Source organism: Variovorax sp. Soil_C_39, assembly GCF_057656815.1.
Genome location: NZ_JBDGJQ010000008.1, coordinates 52,037 through 76,406, shown reverse-complemented (window position 1 = coordinate 76,406; position 24,370 = coordinate 52,037). Strand labels below are relative to the sequence as shown.

Sequence of the window (24,370 nt, the reverse complement as noted above, 5' to 3'; positions counted from 1 at the left end):
AAAAATTCGAACAATGACGCTGAAAAGTTTCGCCAATCGCCGGCAAAAAGGCATCGATGATCGAACCTATGCCAAGGGAAATGTTCCCGAAGCGCATTGTGAATCGAATCGAACCTTTGTCCAACTTCTGGAGTATTTGCATGCCGTCCATCCAAGCCACCCCCACCGCCGGCGCCACGCTGCTGACCCCCGACGACCACACGCTGGTGATGATCGACTTCCAGTCGCAGATGGCCTTTGCCACGCATTCGATCGATGCGGTGACGCTGCGCAACAACGCGGCGCTGGTGGCGCAGGCGGCGGCCGGCTTCAAGGTGCCGACCATCCTCACGACGGTGGCCGAGAAGAGCTTCTCGGGCCCGATGTTCGGCGAGATCGGCGCGGCCTTTCCGGGCCAGAAGATGCTCGACCGCACCTCGATGAACACCTGGGAAGACGCGGCCGTGATCGCTCGCGTGAACGAGATCGGCAAGCCGCGCATCGTGCTGGCGGGCCTGTGGACCAGCGTGTGCATCGTGGGCCCGGCGCTGTCGGCGCTGGACCAGGGTTTCGAGGTGTACGTGATCGCCGACGCCTGCGGCGACGTTTCGGCCGAGGCGCACAACCGCGCGATGGACCGCATGGTGCAGGCCGGTGCACGGCCGATGACCTCGCTGCAATACCTGCTCGAACTGCAGCGCGACTGGGCGCGCGGCGAGACCTACGAACTCACGACCGGCATCGCCAAAAAGGTGGGCGGCGCCTACGGCATCGGCATCGACTACGCCAAGGCCATGTTCGGCGCCCACGAAGGCTAATGCGGCGAAGCACGTCAAAACGAAAGCACCGGCCATGAAGCCCTACATCGTCTCCCTTGCGCTGGGCCTCCTGGTCGGCGTGATCTACGCGCTGTTCCAAGTGCGCTCGCCGGCGCCGCCGGTGATCGCGCTGGTCGGCCTGCTCGGCATCCTCGTGGGCGAGCAGCTGCCGCCGCTGGTGCGCAGCCTGATGGCCCCGCCGACTGCGGCCAGTTCGTGGCTGCACCACCAGGTCAAGCCGCACGTGTTCGGCGAGCTGCCCCAGTGCCTGCCGACCGACCCCGCACAGAAAGCGAAGGACACCCGCCATGGCTGATGAGAACGCCGCGCCCGACCTGATCCTGCACAACGGCCGCTTCACCACGCTCGACCGTTCCAACCCGGGCGCCGACGCGGTGGCCATCCAGGACGGCCGCTTCGTCCGCGTGGGCCGCGCCGAAGACGTGCTGCCGCTCGCGGCGAGCCGCACCCGCGTGATCGACCTGCAGGGCCGGCGCGTGCTGCCGGGCCTGATCGACAACCACCTGCACATCATCCGTGGTGGCCTCAACTACAACATGGAGCTGCGCTGGGACGGCGTGAAGAGCCTGGCCGATGCGATGGGCATGCTGCGGCGGCAGGTGGCAGTCACGCCGGCGCCGCAATGGGTGCGCGTGGTGGGCGGCTTCACCGAGCACCAGTTCGCCGAGAAGCGGCTGCCGACCATCGCCGAACTGAATGCGGTGGCGCCCGACACGCCGGTGTTCATCCTGCACCTGTACGATCGCGCGCTGCTCAATGCGGCCGCGCTGCGCGCCGTGGGCTACACCCGGGACACGCCCGCGCCGCCCGGCGGCGAGATCGTGCGCGACGGCCACGGCAACCCGACCGGCCTGCTGCTGGCCAAGCCGAACGCGGCCATCCTCTATGCCACGCTCGCCAAGGGGCCGAAGCTGCCCTTCGACTACCAGCTCAATTCCACGCGCCACTTCATGCGCGAACTCAACCGCCTGGGCGTGACCGGCGCGATCGACGCGGGCGGCGGCAACCAGAACTATCCCGACGACTACGCAGTGATCCAGAAGCTGGCCGACGACGGCCAGCTCACCATCCGCCTGGCCTACAACCTGTTCACGCAGAAGGCCAAGGCAGAGAAGCAGGATTTCCTGAACTGGACCGCGAAGGCCACGTACAAGCAGGGCGACGACTACTTCCGCCACAACGGCGCGGGCGAGATGCTGGTGTTCTCGGCGGCCGACTTCGAGGACTTCCGCGAGCCGCGCCCCGAGCTGGCGCCCGAGATGGAAGGCGAACTCGAAGGCGTGGTGCGCATCCTCGCGCAGAACCGCTGGCCGTGGCGCATGCACGCCACCTACGACGAGACGATCGAGCGCGCGCTCGACGTGTTCGAGAAGGTCGACAAGGACACGCCGCTCGCGGGCCTGAACTGGTTCTTCGACCATGCCGAGACCATCTCCGAGAAGTCGATGGACCGCATCGCCGCGCTCGGCGGCGGCGTGGCGGTGCAGCACCGCATGGCCTACCAGGGCGAATACTTCGTCGAGCGCTACGGCGCCGGCGCGGCCGAGGCGACGCCACCGGTCAAGAAGATGCTCGAGCGCGGCCTCAAGGTCTCGGCCGGCACCGATGCCACGCGCGTCGCCTCGTACAACCCGTGGGTGTCGCTGTCGTGGCTGGTCACGGGCAAGACCGTGGGCGGCATGCAGCTGTACCCGCAGCGCAACTGCCTCGACCGCGAGCAGGCGCTGCGCATGTGGACCGAGAACGTCACCTGGTTCTCGAACGAGGAGGGCAAAAAGGGCCGCATCGAGGCCGGCCAGCTCGCCGACCTCGTGGTGCCCGACCGCGATTTCTTCGCCTGCGCCGAATCGGACATTGCCGACACCACGGCGCTGCTCACGATGGTGGGCGGCAAGGTGGTCTATGGCGCGGGGCCCTTCGCCGCGCTCGACGAAGGCGCACCGCCGCCCGCCATGCCCGACTGGTCGCCCGCGCGGACCTTCGGCGGCTATGCGGGCTGGGCCGATGCGGCCGAGGGCGCGCCGCTGCAGAACGCACTGCACAGGGCGGCAATGGCCTGCGCCTGCGCCAACGACTGCAACGTGCACGGCCACCGGCATGCAACGGCCTGGAGCAGCAAGCTGCCGATCGCCGACCTCAAGAGCTTCTGGGGCGCGCTCGGCTGCGCCTGCTGGGCGGTGTGATGGCCGAAACCCAAAAAGGCGCCTTCGCGCCACTGCGCCAACCCGTCTTCGCGGTGCTCTGGGCTGCCACGGTGCTCGGCAACATCGGCAGCTTCATGCGCGACGTGGCGAGTTCGTGGCTCGTCACCGACCTGTCGGCGAGCCCGACCGCGGTGGCGCTGATCCAGACGGCGGCGACGCTGCCGGTGTTCCTGCTCGCGATCCCGGCGGGCGTGCTCTCGGACATCCTCGACCGCCGGCGCTTCCTGATCTTCGTGCAGCTCGTGCTCGCGGCGGTCAGCGGCACCTTGCTGGTGCTGTCGCACACCGGCGCGCTCACGGTCGAATACCTGATCGCGCTCACGTTCGTGGGCGGCATCGGCGCCGCGCTGATGGGGCCGACCTGGCAGTCGATCGTGCCCGAGCTGGTGCCGCGCGCCGACCTCAAGGGCGCGGTGGCGCTGAACTCGCTGGGCATCAACATCGCGCGCTCGATCGGGCCGGCCGCAGGCGGGCTGATCCTCGCGAGCTTCGGCGCGGCCGCGACCTACGGGCTCGACGTGCTGAGCTATGTGTTCGTGATCGCGGCGCTTCTCTGGTGGAAGCGGCCGGCGGCGGTGGACAGCGGACTGTCCGAGAACTTCCTCGGCGCCTTCCGCGCCGGCCTGCGCTACACGCGCGCCAGCAAGGAACTGCACGTGGTGCTGCTGCGCGCGGCGGTGTTCTTCGTCTTCGCGAGTTCGGTGTGGGCGCTGCTGCCGCTGGTGGCGCGCCAGATGCTCGGCGGCAGCGCGGGCTTCTATGGCGTGCTGCTCGGCGCCGTGGGCGCGGGCGCGATCGCCGGTGCGCTCGTGATGCCGCGGTTGCGGGCCCGGCTCGATGCCGACGGCATGCTGCTGCTGGCCGCGCTGCTCGCCGCCGCGGTGATGGGCAGCCTGGTGTTCGCGCCGCCGAAGTGGCTCGCGGTGCTGCTCCTGCTGCTGCTCGGCCTGGGCTGGATCATCGCGCTCACCACCCTGAACGGCGTGGCGCAGTCGATCCTGCCGAACTGGGTGCGTGGACGCGGGCTCGCGGTGTACCTCACGGTGTTCAACGGCGCGATGGCCGCCGGCAGCCTGGGCTGGGGCCTGGTCGCGCAGCAGGTCGGCGTGCCTGCCACGCTGGCGGCGGGGGCGGTGGGGCTGGTGATCGCGGGCCTGGTGTTCCACCGCGTGAAGCTGCCCACCGGCGAGGCGGACCTGCAGGCCTCGAACCACTGGCCCGAGCCGCTCCTGGCCGAGCCCGTGGCGAATGACCGCGGGCCGGTGATGGTGCAGGTCGAGTACCGCATCCGCAAGGACGACCGCGCGGCGTTCATGGCCGCCATGAAGCGCCTGTCGCTCGAACGCCGGCGCGACGGCGCCTATGCCTGGGGGCTGCACGAACACACGGGCGATCCCGAGCGGATCATGGAATGGTTCCTCGTGGAGTCGTGGGCCGAGCACCTGCGCCAGCACCACCGCGTGTCGCAGGCCGATGCCGACCTGCAGGCCGAGGCGCTGCGCTTCCACATCGGACCGGCGCGGCCCGAGGTGCACCACTTCCTCGCGCTCTGAAAAAACGGTGCGCTTCCTGCTTCACCTTTCTTTCATTCTTCTCTCGTATCTTTCATCCACTCCCAAAGGAAAAAACCATGACAACACTGACCCTTCGCGACGGCACCGAGCTCTACTACAAGGACTGGGGCACCGGCCAGCCGATCGTCTTCAGCCACGGCTGGCCCCTGAGCGCCGACATGTGGGACGCGCAGATGCTGTTCTTCGCCGAGCGCGGCTACCGCGCCATCGCGTTCGACCGCCGCGGTTTCGGCCGTTCGAGCCAGCCCTGGACCGGCTACGACTACGACACCTTCGCCGACGACATCGCCGAACTGATCGAGAAGCTCGACCTGAACGACGTGATCCTTGCGGGCTTCTCGATGGGCGGCGGCGACGTCACGCGCTACATCGCGCGCAAGGGCAGCGCGCGCGTGGCCAAGCTCGCGCTGATCAGCGCGGTGACGCCGCTCTTCATGAAGACCGCCGACCATCCGGTGGGCCCCGACGCCTCGCTGTTCGCGGGTATCCGCGCCGGGCTGGCCGCCGACCGGCCGCAGTTCCTCGATGACTTCAGCACGCTGTTCTATGGCACCAACCGTCCCGGCGCGACGGTGTCGCAGGGCGTGTTCAAGCAGACGCTGCAGATCGCGCTGCAGGCGTCGATCAAGGCCACGATCGACTGCGTGACGGCCTTCTCCGAGACCGACTTCCGCCCCGACATGGCGAAGATCGACGTGCCCACGCTCGTGATCCACGGCGACGACGACCAGGTGGTGCCGTTCGAGGCCACCGGCAAGCTGGCGGCTGAGATGATCGCGGGCAGCCAGCTCAAGGTGTATCCCGGCGCGCCGCACGCCACCTGCACCACGCATGCGGCGCAGGTCAACGCCGACCTGCTGGCCTTCATCAAGGGCTGAGCCCGCTCCGCTCGGCCCTTGCGGCGCGAGGGGCGGCGCCGATGGCGATAATCCGCCCATGCGAATCCGCTTTACCAAGATGCAGGGGGCCGGCAACGATTTCGTCGTGCTCGACGAGACGCGCGGCACGCTGGGCCTCAGCGCCGCGCAGTACCGCTTTCTGGCCGACCGTCATTTCGGCGTGGGCGCCGACCAGATCCTGACGGTACGCCCGCCGCCGCAGGGTGCCGAGGGCATCGACTTCCAGTACGTGATCCACAACGCCGACGGCGGCGAGGTGGAGCAGTGCGGCAATGGCGCGCGCTGCTTCATGCGCTTCGTGCGCGAACACCAGCTCACCGACAAGGACGAGGTCCGCGTGCAGACGCTGGCCGGCGTGATTGCGCCGCGCATGGGTGCCGACGGCCGCGTCACGGTCGACATGGGCGCGCCGGTGTTCGAGCCCGAGCGCGTGCCCTTCGATATCGCCGGCCTCGATGCGCAGCCCGACGGCGGCTGGCATACCTGGCACCTGGCGCTCGGCACCCATGCCGACAGCGCCATTGTCCCGGTCGCGGTGCTGTCGATGGGCAACCCGCATGCGGTGCAACTGGTCGACGACGTCGACACCGCACCCGTCGCCGTGCAAGGGCCGCAGATCGAGCACCATCCGCGCTTTCCGCAGCGCGTGAATGCCGGCTTCATGCAGGTGCTCGACCGCACGCACATCAGGCTGCGCGTGTTCGAGCGCGGCGCCGGCGAGACGCTGGCCTGCGGCACCGGGGCCTGCGCGGCCGTGGTGGCGGGCATCAGGCTCGGACGGCTCGACGCCCGCGTCGACGTGCAGACGCACGGCGGCATCCTCACCATCGAATGGCACGGCGAGGGCCAGCCGGTCCTCATGACCGGGCCGGCCACCACCGTCTTCGAGGGCGACATCGACGTGCCCGAACTGCCATGACCCAGACCACGAACATCGACAACGCCATGAACCCGATCACCGAAGACGACATCGCGAACTACCTGGCGAACACGCCCGACTTCTTCGAGCGGCATGCGCAGCTGCTGGCGCAGGTGCAGCTCACCAGCCCGCACGGCAACCGCGCCGTGAGCCTGCAGGAGCGCCAGGCCGAGATGCTGCGCGAGAAGATCAAGGCGCTCGAGCATCGGTTGATGGACATGGTGCGCCACGGCACCGAGAACGTGGTGATCGCCGACCGGCTGCAGCGCTGGACCACCGGCCTCCTGACCACGCGAGAGCCGCGCAGCCTGCCCTACCGCATCGCGGTCGACCTGCAGTCGCTGTTCCTGGTGCCGCAGACCGCCATCAAGATGTGGGACTGCGGTGCCGACTACCTCAACGAAGCCTATGCGCAGTGGGTGAGCGACGACGTGAAGGCGCTCGCCACCTCGCTCACCTCGCCCTATTGCGGGCTCAACTCGGGTTTCGAGGCCGCCAACTGGCTGCCCGAGCCGACCGGGGCGGCCTCGATCGCGCTGATCCCGCTGCGGGCGGACGCCGAGTCGCCGGCCTTTGGGCTGCTGGTGCTGGCCTCGCCCGACGCCCAGCGCTTCAATGCCGAGATGGGCACCGACTTCCTCGAGCGCATCGCCCAGCTGGCCTCGGGCGCGCTGTCGCGGCTGCGGCCTTGAGCGGCCGGCGGCGGTCCTGGCGGGCCGCACGGGCGGTGCTGGCCGCCGCGCTGCTTGCCGGATTGCTGGCCTACCTGGCGATCGCGGGCGCCATCTGGCGGCGCGCCGCCGTGGCGCTCGACCATCCGCCCGCGCAAACGGCCGATGCCGCGCTCGTGCTCGGCAACCGCGCCTACCTGCGCGGCAAGCCCAATCCCTGCCTCACCGGCCGCGTCGATGCCGCGATCGCGCTCGCGCGCGAGGGCCGGGTGCGGCAACTGGTGTTCTCGGGCGGCATCGACAAGGAAGACGGGCGCGTCGAGGCCGAAGTGATGGCGCAGCATGCCCAGGCCCAGGGCCATGCCGGGCCGGTGCTGCTGGAGCCGGCCTCGACCTCGACGCGGCTGAACCTTGCGCTCTCTCGTCCGCTGCTGCGGGACGCGGGCGTGCGCAGCGTGATCGTGGTGTCGGAGCCGTACCACCTCTGGCGCGCCGAGCGGCTGGTGCGCGCGAGCGGCTTCGACCGCGAATTCGACGTGCAGTACGCGGCGGCACGCACGCGCTGCTGGCAGCGCTGGGGCATGCTTTTCAAGGGCGCGTTGCGCGAGCCGCTGGCGGTCGTGAACAATGCACTCCATGGCTACCTCCACTGACCTTGCCGACGTACCCGAAAGCGCCGCAACGCGCTGGACCGAGAAGTACCTCGAACATGTGCGCGTGGAGCGCCGACTGGCGGCGCGCACCGTCGAGCTGTACGCCATTCACCTGCAGGCGCTGAAGGCCAACGCCGCCGAAGCCGGCCTCGCCCTCGACCGGGTGCAGACCGCGCACGTGCGGCGCTGGATGGCGCAGCTGCACGGATCGGGGCGCGAGCCGCGCGGCATCGCGCTGGTGCTCTCGTGCTGGCGCAGCTTCTACCGCTGGCTCGGCAACGAAGGGCTGGTGGGTTTCAACCCGGTCAAGGACGTGCATGCACCCAAGGCCGCGCGGCCGCTGCCCAAGGCGCTGGGGGTCGACGATGCGGTGCAGCTCGCCGAGCTCTACGACGCCGAGGCCGATCCGTGGACCGAGGCGCGCGACAGCGCCATCGTCGAGGTGCTCTACGGCTGCGGCCTGCGCGTGAGCGAGCTGACGGGCCTCGACGCACGGGCGAGTGCTACCGCGCGTGGCTGGATCGATCTCGAATCGCGCGAAGCCAATGTGCTCGGCAAGGGCGGCAAGCGGCGGCTGGTGCCGATCGGCGCCAAGGCGGCCGAGGCGGTCGGCGAATGGCTCGCGGTGCGCGGCGACTGCCCGGCGCTCGGGGCTTCGGCGCAGCGCGATCCGGACAGTGCCGCGGCGCTCTTCATCAACAGCCGTGGGGCGCGCATGTCCTCGCAGGCCGTGTGGAAGCTGCTGCGCCAGCGCAGCCTGAAGGCGGGGCTCGCGGCGCCGGTGCATCCGCACATGCTGCGGCATTCGTTCGCAAGCCATGTGCTCCAGTCGAGCAGCGACCTGCGCGCCGTGCAGGAACTGCTGGGCCACGCCAACATCTCGACCACCCAGATCTACACGCGGCTGGATTTCCAGCACCTGGCCAAGGCCTACGACGCGGCGCATCCGCGGGCCCGGGCCAGGGACGACAAAGACGACAACAAGAAAAAACCATGAAAACCCTGCGCCTCAAACCCGGCAAGGAACGCTCGCTGCAGCGCCGCCATCCCTGGATCTTCGAATCGGCGATTGCGCGCGGCGGTGCCGACGCGGGCGAGACGGTGCGCGTCGAATCGCACGAGGGCGCCTTCCTGGCGTGGGCAGCGTTCAGCCCGGTGTCGAAGATCCGCGCGCGGGCCTGGAGCTTCGTGGAAACGCAGCGCATCGATGCGGCCTTCCTGGCGTCGGTGTGCGCACGCGCGGTGGCCGCACGCGGGCTCTTCGACCTGCAGAGCGACGGCGTGCGGCTGGTGCACGGCGAGGCAGATGGCCTGCCGGGCCTGATCGTCGACCGCTACGGCGACACGCTGGTGGCGCAGTTCCTCTCGGCCGGGGTCGAGCGCTGGAAAGCGGCACTGGCCGACGCGCTGCTCGCGGCGACCGGCCTCTCGAAGCTCTACGAACGCTCCGACGCCAGCGGCCGCGAACGCGAGGGCCTGAAGCCCGTCACGGGCTGGCTGCGCGGGGAGGGCGGCACCGAACTCACGATCCGTGAGCATGGCTGGACGCTGTCGCTCGACATCGCAACCGGCCACAAGACCGGCTTCTACCTCGACCAGCGCGACAGCCGGCAGCGCTTTGCCGAACTCGCGCAGCATCGGCGCTTTCGGCGCGTGCTCAATTGCTTTTGCTACACCGGCGGCTTCACGGTGGCGGCGCTCGCGGGGCTGCGCGCGGCCGGCGCGCTCGAGGGCGCCGAACTGGTGTCGGTCGACTCGTCGCTGCCGGCGCTCGAGCGCGCGCGGGCGCACCTGGCACTCAACGGCTTCGGCGACGATGGCGAAGCGCCGGGGCTGAAGGCCGAGTTCCTCGACGCCGACGTGAACAAGGCGCTGCGCGAGTTCATCGAACAGGGGCGCAGCTTCGACGCCATCGTGCTCGATCCGCCCAAGTTCGCACCCACGGTCGCCCATGCCGAACGCGCAGCGCGCGCCTACAAGGACATCAACCGGCTCGCGCTCAAGCTGCTCGAACCGGGCGGCGTGCTGCTCACGTTTTCTTGTTCGGGCGGCATCAGTGCCGATCTGTTCCACAAGATCGTGGCTTCCGCCGGCATCGATGCGCAAGTCGATGGCTACATCAGCGAGCGGCTCGGCGCGGCGCCCGACCACCCGATGACCATCGAATTCCCTGAAGGCGAGTACCTCAAGGGGCTGGTGGTGGTGAGAAAGCGCAACTGAGTGGCATTGGCTAAACTGCCGGCCAGTCCTTCCTTCCCCGTTTTTTCCCGCTTTCGGAGCACACCATGGCCCTCATTCCCGCCACCATCCTCACCGGCTTCCTCGGCTCTGGCAAGACCACGCTGCTCAAGCGCATCCTGACCGAAGCCCACGGCCAGAAGATCGCGGTCATCGAGAACGAGTTCGGCGAGGAGAACATCGACAGCGACATCCTGGTGACCGAATCGAAAGAGCAGATCATTCAGATGAGCAACGGCTGCGTCTGCTGCACGATCCGCGAAGACCTGCGCGAGGCGCTGCAGCTGCTGGCCGCCAAGAAGCGCAAGGGCCTGCTCGACTTCGACCGCGTGGTGATCGAGACCACGGGCCTTGCCGACCCCGGACCGGTGGCGCAGACCTTCTTCATGGACGACGAGATCGCCGAGAGCTACCTGCTCGACTCGATTCTGACGCTGGTCGATGCCAAGCATGCGCCGCAGCAGCTCAACGACCGCCAGGAAGCGCGGCGCCAGGTCGGCTTTGCCGACCAGATCTTCATCAGCAAGAGCGACCTCGTGAGCGCCGAGGAAACCGATGCGCTGATCCACCGCCTGAAGCACATGAACCCGCGCGCGCCGCAGAAGAAGGTGCATTTCGGCGAGGTGCCGCTGGCCGACGTGTTCGACCTGCGCGGCTTCAACTTGAACGCCAAGCTCGACATCGACCCCGATTTCCTCAGCGCCGACGAGCACGACCACGACCACCACGATCACGACCACGCGCATGGCGAGCACTGCGACCATCCCTCGCACAAGCACGAGGGGCACGGCCATCACCACCATGTGGACGACGACGTGAAGAGCTTCGTCTACAGGTCCGACCGGGCCTTCGATCCGGCCCGGCTCGAGGACTTCCTGGGCGCCATCGTCAACATCTACGGCCCGCGCATGCTGCGCTACAAGGGCGTGCTGCACATGAAGGGCACCGAGCGCAAGGTGATCTTCCAGGGCGTGCACCAGCTGATGGGCAGCGATCTCGGCCCCGAATGGGGCAAGGACGAGGCGCGCCAGAGCCGCATGGTGTTCATCGGCATCGAGCTGCCGCGCGAGATCCTCGAGCAGGGTCTCGAGCAGTGCCTGGTGTGACGGGGCTCAGTTCCCCGGGCGGGTGCCCATCGGCTTGCCGTTGAGCTTCAGGCTGCCTTCGCTGAACTCGATGCGGCCCGTGACGTCGGCGCCGTCGCGCTGAACGAAGCCCTTTTCCTCGCCCTGTGCGACCAGCCCGGCCACCAGCTCGGGCGGCGGCATCTGGCCGCTTCCGGCGCCGGCGGCGGCCACCTGCTCGATCCACTGCATGGGCAGCCGCGCACTGGCCTTGAGCACGCCGCGCTTCATCAGCAGCATCTGGCCTGGTGCCGCAAGGTCTTCGTCGGTGACGCCGGCGAGGCCCACCGAATAGCTGAGTTCGCCGCGCTGGCCGTCGATCTCGACGCGCAGTGTGTCGAGCCCGAATTCGGGCCCGTGCCGGGCCATGGCCTTGAGGTCCGGGCCCAGCTGGTCGACGAGCGCCTTCATCGCAGCCTGCGAAGCCTTGGCGCCGCCCTTGCCGCAGCCGTTGACGGCGGCCGACTGCATCCAGGCGTCGGCCAGTTTCCTGTAGCCCGCGGCGTGGATGCGGCGCGCGCCGCTCGCCATCTCGAAGCCGGTGATCTTCGTGCCGCCGACCTGGCCGGTGCCCTTGAGGCTGCCGTTCGAGGCGTAGAGGCCGTCCTGGAGGGTGGCTTCGCCGGCGAGCGCGATGTCCTGCAGCAGCACGGCCGGCAGCGCCTTGCCGGTCGTGCCCGCGGCGCCGAGGCCCTTGGGCGCGGCGAACTCGAGGCGTTCGAGGCGGCCCTCGGTCTTGCCGGTGGCGAGCATCCAGCCCGCGCTCGGGTCCATGTCGGCCTTGCCGGTCAGCCTGCCCATCTTGAGGGTCGCGCCGGTGCGGGCATCGACCACGTCCATGCCCGGCATCGCGAGTTCGTAGCGCACATGGGTGCGCGCGCCGTTCACCTCGATGCGCGCTTGCGCGCCCTGCCAGGCGACGCTGGCCTTGCCTTGCTCGTTCAGCGTGACGGGCGCCACGGTCAGGTCGCTGGTGTAGGCGCCATCGAACGCGACGCGGGTGTGCGCCGTCAGCGGCTTGGCCTTGCCGAAGATCTTCTCGGCCTGGGCCTGGCCCTTCACATCGAACACCAGTTCGCTGTCGATGGTCGCGGCCGCCAGCGTGCCACCGGCCAGCGGGCCATGGCGGATGGTGTCGCGAAAGGTGATGCGCATCGCCTTGAGGGGCATCGGGCCGGCATCTTCTGCGGCCTCCTCGTCGGCCGGCTCGGCAGCGGCCACCGCGGGCACTTGCGCCGCGGCATCGGCGGCGCAGCCGATCTCGAGCGTGACGGTGCTCACGGCGCCCAGGAAACCGCGCTCGTAGCTGCGATCGACCACGCGGAACAACGCGGTCTGCTTCGGCAGTTCGTCCAGGGCGGCGTCGTAGCGCGACCTGATCGTCGAACCGGCCCACCAGGTGGTTCCTCCGTAGGCGAGGGCGATGGCGGCAGCCAGCATGCCCAGAACTGCTTTTTTTCTCAAGATGGCTTCTCTTTTGTAGGAATGACAGGTCGACCGCCCCGACCTTTTTTGTGGTTGGCGGTCTGTGTTGCCCCTCCGGCAACGCCGCGGATGCTACCGGAGCGAGCGGACGTGCATATCCCACTTCCGTTCTAGTTCTCTATACAATCGCGCGCCTGCTCCGGGAGCCGCCTTCGTCCGATCGACGAATCGCGGCGCCGGTACGGGGCGCCGCAGGTTGACGGCGGGCTTTAGGGGGTATAACCCCGGGGTTCGTCACTGCGGGCACTCCGACGACGGAGCCCATGCGGCCTGAATGAAAGGCCGCAGCCGCTCCCCTCGGGAGAGCACCCAGTGAAAGCGCGTTCCAGTTCGTTCAAGGAGCCAGTCACGTGAAGAAACCCGCCGCCAAGGCCACGCCAGCAACCAAGCCCGCCGTCAAGAAAGCGGTGGCTGCCAAGGCGGCTGTACCTGCGGCAAAGAAGGTTTCTTCCGCTGCGAAAGCTCCAGCCACCAAACCGGAAAGCGCTCCCAAGAAGCGAGCAACGCCAGCGGCCGAAGCCGCCACCGTTGCAAAGAAGTCTGCCAAGTCCGCGAGTCCCGCCCCCGCCAAGAGCGCGGCAAAGACCCGGGCCGCGGAACCATCGCCATCCAAAACCGTCGGCCGCTCTGCTGCCGCTCCTTCTGCCTCTTCGATCCCCATGAAAAAAACGGCCGCCGCCTCCGCTTCCTCGTCCGCCACGGCGACTCCTTCGATGCCCACCCAGGCCGCAGCACCCGCACCCGCCAAGGGTGGCCGCGTGTCCCGGCTGTCGCAGCTCACCGTGCCCTCCATGCCGCAATCGGTGGCTTCCACCGCGGCCAAGTCCTCTTTCTCCCAGGCGCCATCGACCGCGCTGGTGCCGCCGCCGCCCGTGTCCGTCAAGAAAGACCCGAAGCTCGCGAACAACTGGAAGACCAAGACGGCCGCCGAACTGACCGACGCCGAAGTGATCGCGATGCCCGACGCCGAGTACATGAACGACAAGCAGATGGCGTTCTTCCGCCTGAAGCTGGTCGAGCTCAAGCGCGGCATCCTCGAGAACGCCGGCGAGACCACCGAGCACCTGCGTGAAGACACGGTGGTTGTGCCCGACCCGGCCGACCGCGCGACGATCGAGGAAGAGCATGCGCTCGAACTGCGCACGCGCGACCGCGAGCGCAAGCTGCTCAAGAAGATCGAGCAGTCGATCCAGCGCATCGACGCCGGCGACTACGGCTATTGCGACGAGACCGGCGAGCCCATCGGCGTCGGTCGGCTGCTGGCGCGGCCGACGGCCACGCTGTCTCTCGAGGCGCAGCAGCGCCGCGAACTCAAGCAGAAGATGTTCGGGGACTGAGCAGCAAGCTGCTCGCCCCGGAACGCCCGCCGATGCCAAAGGAAGAGTCGGGCCGCCTTTTCTCGAAGGTGGCGAAGTTCGTCCGCAACCCGCTCAAGGACTGGTCGGAACTGGACTCGACCGCCGCGGCCGATTCCACGCTGCCCGATGCGGCCTACAGCCGCGAAATGCTCAAGGAGATGATCGAGCGGCGCCAGCGCAACGACTTCGTGCGCCGGCGCGAGTTCGACATGCTGCGCAAGCTGCGCCAGCGCGAAGCGGCCGCCCATGCCTTCGAAGGCACGGTCACGCCGTCGTCCTTCAACATCAACAGCACCACCACGGAAAAGTCCGAGGGGCGCGCGCTCACGCTCAAGAAGATCGACGAGATCGAAGAGCAGATGTCGCAGCAGTGGTGGAAGGGCCGCGGCCCCAATGGCGAGGTGCTGGTCAATCCGCCGCCCGACGGCGGCGCCGAGACCCTGCCGCCGCCGCAGGATCCGGCCGAGCTGGCGAGGCTGCTCGCGCCCACGGTGCCTGCGCCGCCGCCCGAGGCTGCGCCTGTTGCCTTGCCCCCGGTCGTGGCACCGCCGCCGTCCGCGCTGCCGGCGCACGACGACGCGCTTGAGGAGGCCGTGATTCGCTTCTCGCACGGCGACGACGCGGGCGCCGAAGCCATCCTGCTGCAGGCGCTGTCCGCCGACAGCGCCGCGGGCGACGGCAGCCATGCCCAGGCGGCATTCGAGCGCGACGATGCGCGCTGGCGGGCGCTGTTCGACCTGTACCGTGCCACCGGCGAGGCCGCGCGCTTTGCCGCAGCCCGCATGCGCTACGCGCAGCGCATGAAGCGCATGGGCCCCGACTGGGTGCCGCTCGACGAGCTGGCGCGCAACGTCAGGGCCGTGGCCGCGAGCGAGTTTGCCGAACTGGCGCCCGCGGGCGCCGACTGGGTCTGCCCGGCGCGCCTGGCGCGTGAAGGGCTGATGCAGCTCACGCGGGCCTTGTCGCAGGCCGGTGCGGTCTGGACGCTCGACTGGCGGGCGTTGAGCGCCATCGAGGCCGATGCCGCCGCGCCACTGCGCGTGCTGTTCAATCACTGGGCCGATTCGCCGGTGCAGTTGCGTTTCGTCGGTGCGGCGAAGCTGCAGGCCGTGCTCGCCGAGGCCGCACCCGGCAACGAGCGCCGGACGTCTGACCTCTGGTGGCAACTGCACATGGCCGCGCTGCGCATGATGAACATGCCCGACGACTTCGAGCTGGTGGCGCTCAACTACTGCATCACCTATGAAGTCTCGCCACCGGCGTGGCAAGACCCGAAGGGCACCTGCGTGCTGCTGGCCCCGCCGGCCGTGACGTCGCCGAGTTCGGTGTGGTCGCTGCTTTCCAGCGGCGAATCCGAGAGCTTTCCGTCGACCGACAGCGGCTTTGCGGCGCTGGCCGGCGACCTGCGCGGCGAGGCGCATTCGAGCCTCCAGCGGCTCGATGCGGAACTGCACGGCAGCACCGCGCCCACGATCTCGTGCGCCGCCCTGCTGCGCATGGACCTGAGCGCGGCCGGCACGCTGCTGGCCTGGGTGCGGGCGCGCGATGCACGCGGCGAGCGGGTCCAGTTCGTAGACGCCCACCGGCTCGTCGCGGGCCTGTTCGACCTGGTCGGGATCGCCGACCATGCCACCGTCGCCATCCGCAAAAACTGAGTTCCGGGCCTGAAGCGGTGCGGGGCTTGCATTGGTCGGCCGCGTCCCCAATTGGCTTCGATGGAACAGTTTCACGGCACCACCATCGTGAGCGTGCGCCGCAAGACTCCCCAGGGCGACCAGGTCGCCATTGGCGGGGACGGGCAGGTCACACTCGGCAACATCGTCATCAAGGGCACCGCGCGCAAAGTGCGGCGGCTCTACCACGGCAAGGTGCTCGCGGGCTTTGCCGGCGCCACGGCCGACGCCTTCACGCTCTTCGAGCGCTTCGAGGCCAAGCTCGAGAAGCACCAGGGACACCTGACGCGCGCCGCGGTCGAGCTCACCAAAGACTGGCGCACCGACCGCGTGCTGCGCAAGCTCGAGGCCATGCTGGCCGTCGCCGACGCCACCACCTCGCTGATCATCACCGGCAACGGCGACGTGCTGGAGCCGCAGGACGGCGTGATCGCCATCGGCTCAGGCGGCGCGTTCGCGCAGTCGGCCGCCAAGGCGCTGATCGAGAACACCGAGCTCACGGCAGAGCAAATTGTTAAGAAATCGCTGGAGATCGCCGGCGAAATCTGCATTTACACGAACATGAACCACACGGTGGAAGCGCTCTGACCATGTCCATGACGCCCCAGGAAATCGTCTCCGAGCTCGACAACCACATCGTCGGCCAGCCGGCGGCCAAGCGCGCCGTCGCGATTGCGCTGCGCAACCGCTGGCGCCGCCAGCAGGTCGAGGAGAAGCTGCGCGTGGAGATCACGCCCAAGAACATCCTCATGATCGGCCCCACCGGCGTGGGCAAGACCGAGATCGCACGCCGCCTCGCGCGGCTCGCGGATGCGCCCTTCATCAAGGTGGAGGCCACCAAGTTCACCGAGGTGGGCTATGTCGGCAAGGACGTCGACTCGATCATCCGCGACCTGGCCGAGATCGCCGTCAAACAGACGCGCGAAGCCGAGAGCGCCAAGGTGCGCGCGCGCGCCGAGGACGCGGCCGAGGAGCGCATCCTCGACGTGCTGCTGCCGCCCGCGCGCGGCGCCGACGGTGCCACGCCGCAGCTGGAGGGCCCGAACCCCACGCGCCAGGCCTTCCGCAAGAAGCTGCGCGAGCACCAGCTCGACGACAAGGAGATCGAGATCGACCTGGCCGAGGCGCGCGCGCCGCTCGAGATCATGGGCCCGGCGGGCATGGAGGAAATGACCGAGCAGCTGCGCGGCATGTTCGGCCAGCTCGGGGGCGGCAAGCGCAAGACGCGCAAGCTCAAGATCGCCGAGGCGATGCGCCTGCTGATCGACGAGGAGGCCGCCAAGCTCGTCAACGAGGACGAGATCCGCGCGCAGGCCATCACCAACGCCGAGCAGAACGGCATTGTCTTCATCGACGAGATCGACAAGGTCGCCACGCGCAGCGAGGCGCAGGGCTCCGACGTGTCGCGCCAGGGCGTGCAGCGCGACCTGCTGCCGCTGGTCGAAGGCACGGCCGTAACCACCAAGTACGGCGTGGTGCGCACCGATCACATGCTGTTCATCGCGAGCGGCGCGTTCCACCTGAGCAAGCCGAGCGACCTGATCCCCGAACTGCAGGGGCGCTTCCCGATCCGCGTGGAACTGCAGTCGCTTTCGGTGGCCGATTTCGAGAGCATCCTCACGCAGACCCGCGCCTCCCTCGTGAAGCAGTACCAGGCGCTGCTTGCCACCGAAGGCGTGACGCTCGACTTCACGACCGAAGGCGTGACCCGGCTCGCGACCATCGCTTTCGAGGTCAACGAGCGCACCGAGAACATCGGCGCACGCCGCCTTTCGACCGTGATGGAGCGGCTTCTGGATGAGGTAAGCTTCGACGCGGCCCGTATCGAAGGTCAGACGATCCACATCGATGCCGCCTATGTCGACCAGCGCCTGGCTGCGCTGAGCCAAGACGAAGATCTTTCCCGCTTCATTCTCTGAAGCCGCCTCGCGGCCCCTGTAACGGGGCCGCGCTTCACGCATCACATTCACTGCGTGAGCTAAGTGCTTAATTCTCAACGAAATTCACCGGTTTCCCTGTTTGGAAACCGGTGCTAAGTCGTTGATTCCATTACAAAAAAAGCCTCGACCGCCCGTTGCGCCTGAAGTGTTTCCTGCTACAGTGCAAAAAAGTGCAGTTAAGTGGGAAAAAGTGCGGGTGGTGCCTCTTCCAGGTGCCACGGTGCTCCCAAACAGGGGTTCTCGGTCGTGTTTCAAGGCGCTTCATCGCTCAGTCTGGATGCCAAGGGGCGGCTCTCCGTGCCGACCCGGCATCGTGACGTCCTGAGCGCCACGGCGAACGGCCAGCTCACGATCACCAAGCATCCGCACGGCTGCCTGATGGTGTTCCCCCGTCCCGAATGGGAGAAGTTCCGCGAGCGCATCGCCGCGCTGCCAATGTCGGCGCAGTGGTGGAAGCGCGTCTTCCTCGGCAATGCGATGGACGTCGAGATGGACGGCACCGGCCGCATCCTCGTCTCGCCCGAACTGCGCGCGGCCACCGGCATCACGCGCGAAACGCTGCTGCTGGGCATGGGCAACCACTTCGAGCTCTGGGACAAGGCCACGTACGAGGCCAAGGAGGCCGAGGCCACCCAGGGCGATATGCCCGATGTGTTCCAGGACTTCGCGTTCTGAGGGCTCCCGTGAACACACCATGGACCCATACGACCGTCTTGCTGGACGAAGCGGTGCAAGCCCTTCTTTCAGGCGCCGCCGCGGCCGCCGGCACCTACGTGGATGCGACCTTCGGGCGCGGAGGGCATGCGCGCGCGATCCTCGCGCGGCTCGCGCCGGAAGGCAGGCTGATCGCATTCGACAAGGATGCAGAAGCGGTGGCCGAAGCAGCGCGCATCTCCGATGCGCGTTTTTCCATCCGCCACCAGGGATTCCGCGCGCTGGGCGAATTGCCCGAGGCCAGCATCGCGGGTGTGCTGATGGACTTGGGCGTGAGTTCGCCGCAAATCGACAACCCGGTGCGCGGCTTCAGTTTTCGTTTCGACGGCCCGCTCGACATGCGCATGGACACCACGCGCGGCGAGAGCGTGGCCGAATGGCTGGCAACGGCCGAACTTCAGCAGATTGCAGAGGTAATCCGTGACTATGGCGAAGAACGGTTTGCTGTTCAGATTGCAAAGGCGATTGTTGCTCGCCGACAAGAACGGGGCGCAATTTCAACCACCACCGAACTGGCCGAGCTCGTGGCTGGCACGGTCAAAACCCGCGAGCAGGGCCAGAACCCTGCAACGCGCACATTTCAGGCTTTTCGGATTTTCATCAACGCCGAGCTTGAAGAGCTGCAACAGGCGCTAGAGGCGAGCCTCTCGGTGCTGCAGCCCGGTGGCCGGCTCGCGGTGATCAGCTTCCACTCGCTCGAAGACCGCATCGTGAAGCAATTCATCGCACGGCATTCGAAGGAGATCTACGACCGCCGTGCGCCGTTTGCCGCACCCCGGGCGATGAAGCTGCGCGCGCTCGAGCGCATCAAGCCCTCGGCCGAAGAGGTGAGCGGCAACCCGCGCTCGCGCAGCGCGATCCTGCGCGTGGCCGAACGCACCGAGCTCCCATGACGCGCCCCCACGCTCATCGCTTCGCGTATCGCTGCCCCCCAAGGGGGCGCTCAGTGCCCTTCGGGCGGCCGGGCGGGCACTGACATGGCCCGCCTCAACCTGCTCCTGCTGCTCGCCGTGGTCGCCTCGGCGCTGTTCCTCGTGCACACGCAGTACCAGTCGCGCCAGCTCTACACCGAGCTCCACCGGGCCCAGCAGGAGGCGCGGCGGCTCGAGCTCGACCATGACCGCCTGCAGGTGGAGAAGCGTGCGCAGGCCACGCCGCTGCGCGTGGAGAAGCTCGCCAAGGAGCAGCTCCAGATGCGCACCACCACGCCGGCCATCACGCAGTACGTGCGGCCCGACGGCACGGTGATCCCGGCCGTGGTGGCGCCGCCGCCCGCGCCGCCCGAGCCCCGCCCGGGCGCGAGGGGTGCGCGATGAGCCGTCGCAGCGTCCGCTACACCACCAGTCCCTTGCTCGCGAGCAAGACGCCGGTCTGGCGCAGCAAGTTCATCGTCGCGAGCATCGCGTTCGGCTTCCTCGTGCTGGCGGGCCGCGCCGCGTACGTGCAGGTGTTCAACAACAGCTTCTTCCAGCGCCAGGGCGAGGTCCGCTTCGCCCGCACGCTCGAGCTGCCGGCCAACCGTGGCCGCATCCTCGACCGCAATGGCCTGATCCTCGCGTCGAGCGTGGTGGCGCCAAGCATCTGGGCCATTCCGGAAGACATCGAGCGCGACGATCCCGAGGTGCGTGCCAAGCTCCGCCAGGTGGCCAAGCTGCTCGAGATGTCGCAGAAGGAGTTCGACAAGAAGCTCGAGGACGAGGACAAGACCTTCGTCTGGATCAAGCGCCAGGTCGACGCGCCGATCGCCAAGCAGATCGCCGCTCTCGACATCAAGGGGCTGTACCAGCGCAAGGCGTACAAGCGCGAATATCCCGAAGGCGAGGCCGCGGCGCACGTGGTGGGCTTCACGAACGTCGAGGACAACGGCCAGGAAGGCATCGAGCTGGCCTTCAACAAGGAGCTCGCCGGCAAGGAGGGCTCGCGCCGCGTCATCAAGGACCGCCTGGGCCGCGTGGTCGAGGGCGTGGGCGAGCAGGTGCCGCCGGTCGACGGCAAGGACATCCAGCTCAGCGTGGACAGCAAGGTCCAGTTCTTCGCCTACCAGAAGCTGCGCGACGCGGTGACCGCGCGCAAGGCCAAGGCCGGCAGCGTGGTGGTGCTGGACGCCGTCACGGGCGAAGTGCTGGCCCTGGCCAATTATCCGAGCTACGTGCCCGACAAGCGCCAGAACCTCACGGGCGAGCAGCTGCGCAACCGCGCGCTCACCGACACCTTCGAGCCGGGCTCGACGATGAAGCCGATCACGGTCGCCATGGCGCTGGAGGCGGGTCGCATCAAGCCTTCGACCTTGATCGAGACCGGCCCGGGCCGCTACCAGATCGGTGGCTTCACCATCAGCGACACGCACAACTACGGCACGCTCACCGTCGAGGGCGTGATCCAGAAGTCGAGCAACGTGGGCGCGCTCAAGATCGCGCAGAAGATGACACCCCACGAGATGTGGGACACCTACACCGCACTCGGCTACGGGCAGAAACCGCAGATTCGGTTCCCGGGCGCGGTGAGCGGGCGGCTGCGGCCCTGGAAGACCTGGAAGCCGGTCGAGCAGGCGACCATGGCCTATGGCTACGGCCTGTCGGCGTCGCTGTTTCAAATGACGCATTCGTACACCGCGTTCGCGCACGACGGCGCCATCATCCCGGTCACCATCCTGAAGAATTCCGAGCCGCCCGTCGGCGTGCGGGTGTTCTCGGCGGCGAATGCGCAGGCGGTTCGCAAGATGCTGCAGATGGCCACCGGCCCGGGCGGCACCGGCACGCGCGCGCAGACCGTCGGCTATTCGGTCGGCGGCAAGTCGGGCACCGCGCACAAGCAGGTCGGCAAGGGCTATGCGAGCAACAAGTACCGGGCGTGGTTCACCGGCATGGCGCCGATCGACAAGCCGCGCATCATCGTCGGCGTGATGATCGACGAGCCGAGCGACGGCCAGTACTACGGCGGCCTGGCTGCCGCGCCCGTCTTCAGCGAAGTCGTGCAGCAGACGCTGCGCATGATGAACGTTCCGCCCGACCTCGCGGTCAAACCGCTGGTGGTGACCGAAGGCGTCGCCGAGAGCTTCTGAGCATGCTGACATTCACATCCCCCCTCATCGCCGCGCAATGGCTCAAGCAGCGCGTGCAGGGTGTGCTGCATGCCGACAGCCGACCGGTGGGCGCGGGCGACGGTTTCATCGCCTGGCCCGGCGCGGCCACCGACGGGCGCAGGCACGTGGCGACAGCGCTCGCGCAGGGCGCGGTGGCCTGCCTCGTCGAGCACGAGGGCGTGGAAGCCTTCGGTTTCGACGAAGGCGGGTTCGGCGACCGCGTCGCGAGCTACCCGGGGCTCAAGGCGGCCACCGGCCCGATTGCCGCGGCCTTCCACGACAACCCCTCGGCCGCGCTCGAGGTGCTGGCCGTGACCGGCACCAACGGCAAGACCTCGACCGCGTGGTGGCTGGCCGAAGCGCTGGGCACGCTGGCCGTGCCCGGCGGCGTGCGCGCACCGCGGCTCGACGGCACGCTCGAGCGCGCGGTGCCGTCGCCCTGCGCGGTCATGGGCACGCTCGGCATCGGCGTGCCGCCGGCTGTCGTCTACACCGGGCTCACCACGCCCGATCCGGTGATGCTGCAGCGCGAACTCCGCGCACTGGTCGACCGCGGTTTCGGCGCCTGCGCCATCGAGGCCTCGTCAATCGGCATTGCCGAGCGGCGCCTCGACGGCCTGCGCATTGCGGTGGCGGTGTTCACCAATTTCACCCAGGACCATCTCGACTACCACGGCAGCATGGAAGCCTACTGGGAGGCCAAGGCCGAGTTGTTCCGTTGGCCGGGCCTGCGTGCCGCGGTCGTCAACATCGACGACGTGCACGGCGCGAGCCTGTGCGCGAACCTGATCGACGGCGGCATCGGCGCGCTCGACGTGTGGACCGTCTCGGCCGCGGGCAAGCCGGCACGGCTGATGGCGCGCGACGTCGCGCACGGCGCACAGGGCCTCGAGTTCTCGGTGGTCGAGCAGGGCAGCGACGGCGTCGAACACCTGGCGACCGGCCTGATCGGCCAGTACAACGTAGCCAACCTGCTGGGCGTGCTCGGCACGCTGCGCGCGCTGGGCCTCTCGCTCGCGCAGGCGGTGGCTGCCTGCGCCGGCCTCACGAGCGTGCCGGGCCGCATGGAGCGCGTGCGCTTCGACGGCGGCCATGCACCGCTCGCGGTGGTCGACTACGCCCACACGCCCGACGCCCTCGACAAGGCGCTCGCCGGCCTGCGCCCGCTCGCACAGCAGCGCGGCGGCGCGCTCTGGTGCGTGTTCGGCTGCGGCGGCGACCGCGATGCCGTCAAGCGGCCGATGATGGCGGCCGTGGCCGAGCGCCAGTCCGACCACGTCGTCGTGACCAGCGACAACCCGCGCAGCGAAAGCCCCGACGCGATCATCAGCCAGGTGCTGCTCGGCCTGTCGCGCCCCGAGGCGGCCCGGGTGCAGCCCGACCGCGCGGCCGCGATCGCCGATGCCATCGCCGAGGCCGCGCCGCACGACGTGGTGCTGCTCGCCGGCAAGGGCCACGAGGCCTGGCAGGAGATCGCCGGCCAGCGCATTCCGTTCTCCGACCGCAGCCACGCGCTCGACGCGCTCGCACAGCGAGGAGCCGCACTATGAGCGCCGCACCAGTGAGCGCAACCACGCCCCTGATGCTCACGCTGGCGCAGGCACAGCAATGGATGCCCGGTGCGCGCCTCGTCGGCGACGGCGCCACCACGGTGGCGCGCGTGCACACCGACACCCGCACCCTCGCCGCGGGCGACCTGTTCGTGGCGCTCAAGGGCGAGCGCTTCGACGCCAACGACTTTCTTGTCGACGCCAAGGCCGGCGGCGCCGTGGCCGCCATCGCGCACCACGGCCTCGAAGCCGCGGGCCTCGCCGGCCTCGAAGTGCCCGACACGCTCGCTGCACTGGGCGCCCTGGCGGCGCGCTGGCGGGCGCAGTTCGAACTGCCGCTCATCGCCGTGACCGGCAGCAACGGCAAGACCACGGTCACGCAGATGATCGCCGCGATCCTGGTCGCGTTCCGCGGCGAGCGCGCGCTCGCGACGGCGGGCAACTTCAACAACGAGATCGGGGTTCCCCTGACGTTGCTGCGCCTGCGCGCATCGCACCAGCATGCGGTGGTTGAACTCGGCATGAACCATCCGGGCGAGATCGCGCGCCTCGCGGCCATGGCGCGCCCGACGATCGCGCTGGTCAACAACGCGCAGCGCGAGCACCTCGAATTCATGGCCACGGTCGAGGCCGTGGCGCGCGAGAACGGTGCCGTGTTCGCGGCGCTGCCCGCCGACGGCACCGCGGTGTTCCCGCATGCCGATCCCTTCTCGGGTCTCTGGACCGACATGGCGCACGACGGTGCGGCACGCCGCTGCATGTGTTTCGGCGAAGCGCCGGAGGCCGACGTCTCGCTCGCGGCCGCCGAGTGGCGCCAGGGCGCCTGGCAGGTCCGCGTCCGCACGCCGCTCGGCGAACTTGACGCACGCTTGCGGATCGCCGGCCGGCACAACGTGGTCAATGCGCTCGCGGCCACCGCCTGTGCGCTCGCGGGCGGCGTGCCGCTCGACGCCATCGCCGCGGGCCTGTCGGCCTTCGATCCCGTGAAAGGCCGCTCGCGCGCCTGCGCGGTCGTGCTGGCCGACGGGCATTCGCTCACGCTGGTGGACGACAGCTACAACGCCAACCCCGACTCGGTGCGCGCCGCGATCGACGTGCTCGCGGCGCTGCCCGGCCCGCGCCTGCTGGTGCTCGGCGACATGGGCGAGGTCGGCGACCACGCGGCCGAGTTCCATGCCGAGGTGGGCGACTGGGCGCGCCAGCGCGGCATCGAGGCCGTCTATGCGCTCGGCGCCGACAGCGCGCACAGCATCGCGGCGTTCGGTGGCAACGGCGATGCCGGCCGGCACTTCGCCGACGCCGATGCGCTCGACGCCGCGGTGCGCGCACGCCTGCCACAGGTGGCGAGCGTGCTCGTGAAAGGCTCGCGCTTCATGAAGATGGAGCGCGTGGTCCGCACCATTGAACAAGCGGCTGCGCTGGCGCCCGCAACGACAACAACAACGACACAAGGAGGCCGGTCATGACG

At 68.8% G+C, this 24,370-nt stretch carries 22 protein-coding genes; 21 read left to right on the top strand and 1 reads right to left on the bottom strand.

Going from position 1 to position 24,370, the window contains the following annotated elements:
- The first annotated feature begins 140 nt into the window (after positions 1 to 140).
- The 11 genes from AC3A6J_RS19995 (at position 141) to AC3A6J_RS19945 (ending at position 11,082) form a co-directional block, all read left to right on the top strand.
- Complete coding sequence (locus AC3A6J_RS19995) at positions 141 to 797, top strand: hydrolase (RefSeq protein ID WP_487861727.1); 657 nt, start codon at positions 141 to 143, stop codon at positions 795 to 797.
- 34 nt (positions 798 to 831) lie between these two features.
- Positions 832 to 1,113, top strand: coding sequence for a XapX domain-containing protein (locus AC3A6J_RS19990; protein ID WP_487861726.1), 282 nt, complete (start codon positions 832 to 834; stop codon positions 1,111 to 1,113).
- The gene (locus tag AC3A6J_RS19985; RefSeq protein WP_487861725.1) at positions 1,106 to 3,001 is read left to right on the top strand and encodes an amidohydrolase; all 1,896 of its coding nucleotides are present in this window, start codon (positions 1,106 to 1,108) and stop codon (positions 2,999 to 3,001) included. Before AC3A6J_RS19990 ends, AC3A6J_RS19985 begins: the two co-directional genes overlap by 8 nt.
- Positions 3,001 to 4,575 (top strand): MFS transporter, encoded by a 1,575-nt coding sequence (locus AC3A6J_RS19980; protein WP_487861724.1) that lies wholly within the window; start codon positions 3,001 to 3,003, stop codon positions 4,573 to 4,575. The genes AC3A6J_RS19985 and AC3A6J_RS19980 overlap by 1 nt, the downstream gene beginning before the upstream one ends.
- A gap of 77 nt (positions 4,576 to 4,652) precedes the next feature.
- On the top strand, positions 4,653 to 5,474 hold the full coding sequence (locus tag AC3A6J_RS19975; RefSeq protein ID WP_487861723.1) for an alpha/beta fold hydrolase: 822 nt from the start codon (positions 4,653 to 4,655) through the stop codon (positions 5,472 to 5,474).
- 58 nt (positions 5,475 to 5,532) lie between these two features.
- Positions 5,533 to 6,414, top strand: a complete 882-nt coding sequence (gene dapF, locus AC3A6J_RS19970; protein WP_487861722.1) for a diaminopimelate epimerase — start codon at positions 5,533 to 5,535, stop codon at positions 6,412 to 6,414.
- A complete protein-coding gene (locus tag AC3A6J_RS19965) occupies positions 6,411 to 7,106 on the top strand; it encodes a DUF484 family protein (protein WP_487861721.1) in 696 nt (231 codons plus the stop codon). The genes dapF and AC3A6J_RS19965 overlap by 4 nt, the downstream gene beginning before the upstream one ends.
- Positions 7,103 to 7,738: a YdcF family protein gene (locus tag AC3A6J_RS19960; RefSeq protein ID WP_487861720.1), complete on the top strand. Its 636-nt coding sequence runs from the start codon at positions 7,103 to 7,105 to the stop codon at positions 7,736 to 7,738. The genes AC3A6J_RS19965 and AC3A6J_RS19960 overlap by 4 nt, the downstream gene beginning before the upstream one ends.
- Entirely contained in the window at positions 7,722 to 8,735 is a 1,014-nt protein-coding gene (locus AC3A6J_RS19955) for a tyrosine-type recombinase/integrase (RefSeq protein WP_487861719.1), read from the top strand. Before AC3A6J_RS19960 ends, AC3A6J_RS19955 begins: the two co-directional genes overlap by 17 nt.
- Complete coding sequence (locus AC3A6J_RS19950; protein ID WP_487861718.1) at positions 8,732 to 9,958, top strand: class I SAM-dependent rRNA methyltransferase; 1,227 nt, start codon at positions 8,732 to 8,734, stop codon at positions 9,956 to 9,958. Before AC3A6J_RS19955 ends, AC3A6J_RS19950 begins: the two co-directional genes overlap by 4 nt.
- 65 nt (positions 9,959 to 10,023) lie before the next feature.
- Positions 10,024 to 11,082 carry a CobW family GTP-binding protein gene (locus AC3A6J_RS19945; RefSeq protein WP_487861717.1) on the top strand — a complete coding sequence of 353 codons (1,059 nt, stop codon included), beginning with the start codon at positions 10,024 to 10,026 and terminating at the stop codon, positions 11,080 to 11,082.
- A gap of 6 nt (positions 11,083 to 11,088) precedes the next feature.
- Here the strand turns inward: AC3A6J_RS19945 and AC3A6J_RS19940 are convergent, their stop codons facing one another.
- A complete protein-coding gene (locus AC3A6J_RS19940; protein ID WP_487861716.1) occupies positions 11,089 to 12,540 on the bottom strand; it encodes a YdgA family protein in 1,452 nt (483 codons plus the stop codon).
- Positions 12,541 to 12,992: 452 nt separating this feature from the next.
- Here AC3A6J_RS19940 and dksA point away from each other — a divergent pair, with 452 nt between their 5' ends.
- The 10 genes from dksA (at position 12,993) to AC3A6J_RS19890 (ending at position 24,368) form a co-directional block, all read left to right on the top strand.
- Positions 12,993 to 13,922 (top strand): RNA polymerase-binding protein DksA, encoded by a 930-nt coding sequence (dksA, locus tag AC3A6J_RS19935; protein WP_487861890.1) that lies wholly within the window; start codon positions 12,993 to 12,995, stop codon positions 13,920 to 13,922.
- Positions 13,923 to 13,954: 32 nt separating this feature from the next.
- Entirely contained in the window at positions 13,955 to 15,598 is a 1,644-nt protein-coding gene (locus AC3A6J_RS19930; RefSeq protein ID WP_487861715.1) for an STAS domain-containing protein, read from the top strand.
- Positions 15,599 to 15,658: 60 nt separating this feature from the next.
- On the top strand, positions 15,659 to 16,204 hold the full coding sequence (gene hslV / locus AC3A6J_RS19925) for an ATP-dependent protease subunit HslV (protein ID WP_487861714.1): 546 nt from the start codon (positions 15,659 to 15,661) through the stop codon (positions 16,202 to 16,204).
- A 2-nt stretch (positions 16,205 to 16,206) separates the two neighbouring features.
- On the top strand, positions 16,207 to 17,535 hold the full coding sequence (hslU, locus tag AC3A6J_RS19920) for an ATP-dependent protease ATPase subunit HslU (protein WP_487861713.1): 1,329 nt from the start codon (positions 16,207 to 16,209) through the stop codon (positions 17,533 to 17,535).
- 267 nt (positions 17,536 to 17,802) lie between these two features.
- Positions 17,803 to 18,231 carry a division/cell wall cluster transcriptional repressor MraZ gene (gene mraZ / locus AC3A6J_RS19915; RefSeq protein WP_281147916.1) on the top strand — a complete coding sequence of 143 codons (429 nt, stop codon included), beginning with the start codon at positions 17,803 to 17,805 and terminating at the stop codon, positions 18,229 to 18,231.
- Between the two features lie 8 nt (positions 18,232 to 18,239).
- On the top strand, positions 18,240 to 19,163 hold the full coding sequence (rsmH, locus tag AC3A6J_RS19910) for a 16S rRNA (cytosine(1402)-N(4))-methyltransferase RsmH (protein WP_487861712.1): 924 nt from the start codon (positions 18,240 to 18,242) through the stop codon (positions 19,161 to 19,163).
- A gap of 84 nt (positions 19,164 to 19,247) precedes the next feature.
- On the top strand, positions 19,248 to 19,586 hold the full coding sequence (gene ftsL / locus AC3A6J_RS19905; RefSeq protein ID WP_487861711.1) for a cell division protein FtsL: 339 nt from the start codon (positions 19,248 to 19,250) through the stop codon (positions 19,584 to 19,586).
- Entirely contained in the window at positions 19,583 to 21,331 is a 1,749-nt protein-coding gene (locus tag AC3A6J_RS19900; RefSeq protein WP_487861710.1) for a peptidoglycan D,D-transpeptidase FtsI family protein, read from the top strand. Before ftsL ends, AC3A6J_RS19900 begins: the two co-directional genes overlap by 4 nt.
- Before the next feature lie 2 nt (positions 21,332 to 21,333).
- Positions 21,334 to 22,902 (top strand): UDP-N-acetylmuramoyl-L-alanyl-D-glutamate--2,6-diaminopimelate ligase, encoded by a 1,569-nt coding sequence (locus AC3A6J_RS19895; protein WP_487861709.1) that lies wholly within the window; start codon positions 21,334 to 21,336, stop codon positions 22,900 to 22,902.
- Entirely contained in the window at positions 22,899 to 24,368 is a 1,470-nt protein-coding gene (locus AC3A6J_RS19890) for a UDP-N-acetylmuramoyl-tripeptide--D-alanyl-D-alanine ligase (protein WP_487861708.1), read from the top strand. The genes AC3A6J_RS19895 and AC3A6J_RS19890 overlap by 4 nt, the downstream gene beginning before the upstream one ends.
- Positions 24,369 to 24,370 lie beyond the last annotated feature (2 nt).

Excerpts from the sequence above, each read along its gene's own strand:
- AC3A6J_RS19900 (WP_487861710.1), top strand. The coding sequence starts at position 19,583 with ATGAGCCGTCGCAGCGTCCGCTACACCACCAGTCCCTTGCTCGCGAGC.
- hslU (WP_487861713.1), top strand. The coding sequence starts at position 16,207 with ATGTCCATGACGCCCCAGGAAATCGTCTCCGAGCTCGACAACCACATC.
- AC3A6J_RS19895 (WP_487861709.1), top strand. The coding sequence starts at position 21,334 with ATGCTGACATTCACATCCCCCCTCATCGCCGCGCAATGGCTCAAGCAG.
- AC3A6J_RS19980 (WP_487861724.1), top strand. The coding sequence starts at position 3,001 with ATGGCCGAAACCCAAAAAGGCGCCTTCGCGCCACTGCGCCAACCCGTC.
- AC3A6J_RS19955 (WP_487861719.1), top strand. The coding sequence starts at position 7,722 with ATGGCTACCTCCACTGACCTTGCCGACGTACCCGAAAGCGCCGCAACG.
- AC3A6J_RS19995 (WP_487861727.1), top strand. The coding sequence starts at position 141 with ATGCCGTCCATCCAAGCCACCCCCACCGCCGGCGCCACGCTGCTGACC.
- AC3A6J_RS19890 (WP_487861708.1), top strand. The coding sequence starts at position 22,899 with ATGAGCGCCGCACCAGTGAGCGCAACCACGCCCCTGATGCTCACGCTG.
- AC3A6J_RS19965 (WP_487861721.1), top strand. The coding sequence starts at position 6,411 with ATGACCCAGACCACGAACATCGACAACGCCATGAACCCGATCACCGAA.
- AC3A6J_RS19990 (WP_487861726.1), top strand. The coding sequence starts at position 832 with ATGAAGCCCTACATCGTCTCCCTTGCGCTGGGCCTCCTGGTCGGCGTG.
- AC3A6J_RS19985 (WP_487861725.1), top strand. The coding sequence starts at position 1,106 with ATGGCTGATGAGAACGCCGCGCCCGACCTGATCCTGCACAACGGCCGC.
- AC3A6J_RS19945 (WP_487861717.1), top strand. The coding sequence starts at position 10,024 with ATGGCCCTCATTCCCGCCACCATCCTCACCGGCTTCCTCGGCTCTGGC.
- ftsL (WP_487861711.1), top strand. The coding sequence starts at position 19,248 with ATGGCCCGCCTCAACCTGCTCCTGCTGCTCGCCGTGGTCGCCTCGGCG.
- AC3A6J_RS19950 (WP_487861718.1), top strand. The coding sequence starts at position 8,732 with ATGAAAACCCTGCGCCTCAAACCCGGCAAGGAACGCTCGCTGCAGCGC.
- AC3A6J_RS19975 (WP_487861723.1), top strand. The coding sequence starts at position 4,653 with ATGACAACACTGACCCTTCGCGACGGCACCGAGCTCTACTACAAGGAC.
- AC3A6J_RS19940 (WP_487861716.1), bottom strand. The coding sequence starts at position 12,540 with ATGCTGGCTGCCGCCATCGCCCTCGCCTACGGAGGAACCACCTGGTGG.
- AC3A6J_RS19930 (WP_487861715.1), top strand. The coding sequence starts at position 13,955 with ATGCCAAAGGAAGAGTCGGGCCGCCTTTTCTCGAAGGTGGCGAAGTTC.
- hslV (WP_487861714.1), top strand. The coding sequence starts at position 15,659 with ATGGAACAGTTTCACGGCACCACCATCGTGAGCGTGCGCCGCAAGACT.
- dapF (WP_487861722.1), top strand. The coding sequence starts at position 5,533 with ATGCGAATCCGCTTTACCAAGATGCAGGGGGCCGGCAACGATTTCGTC.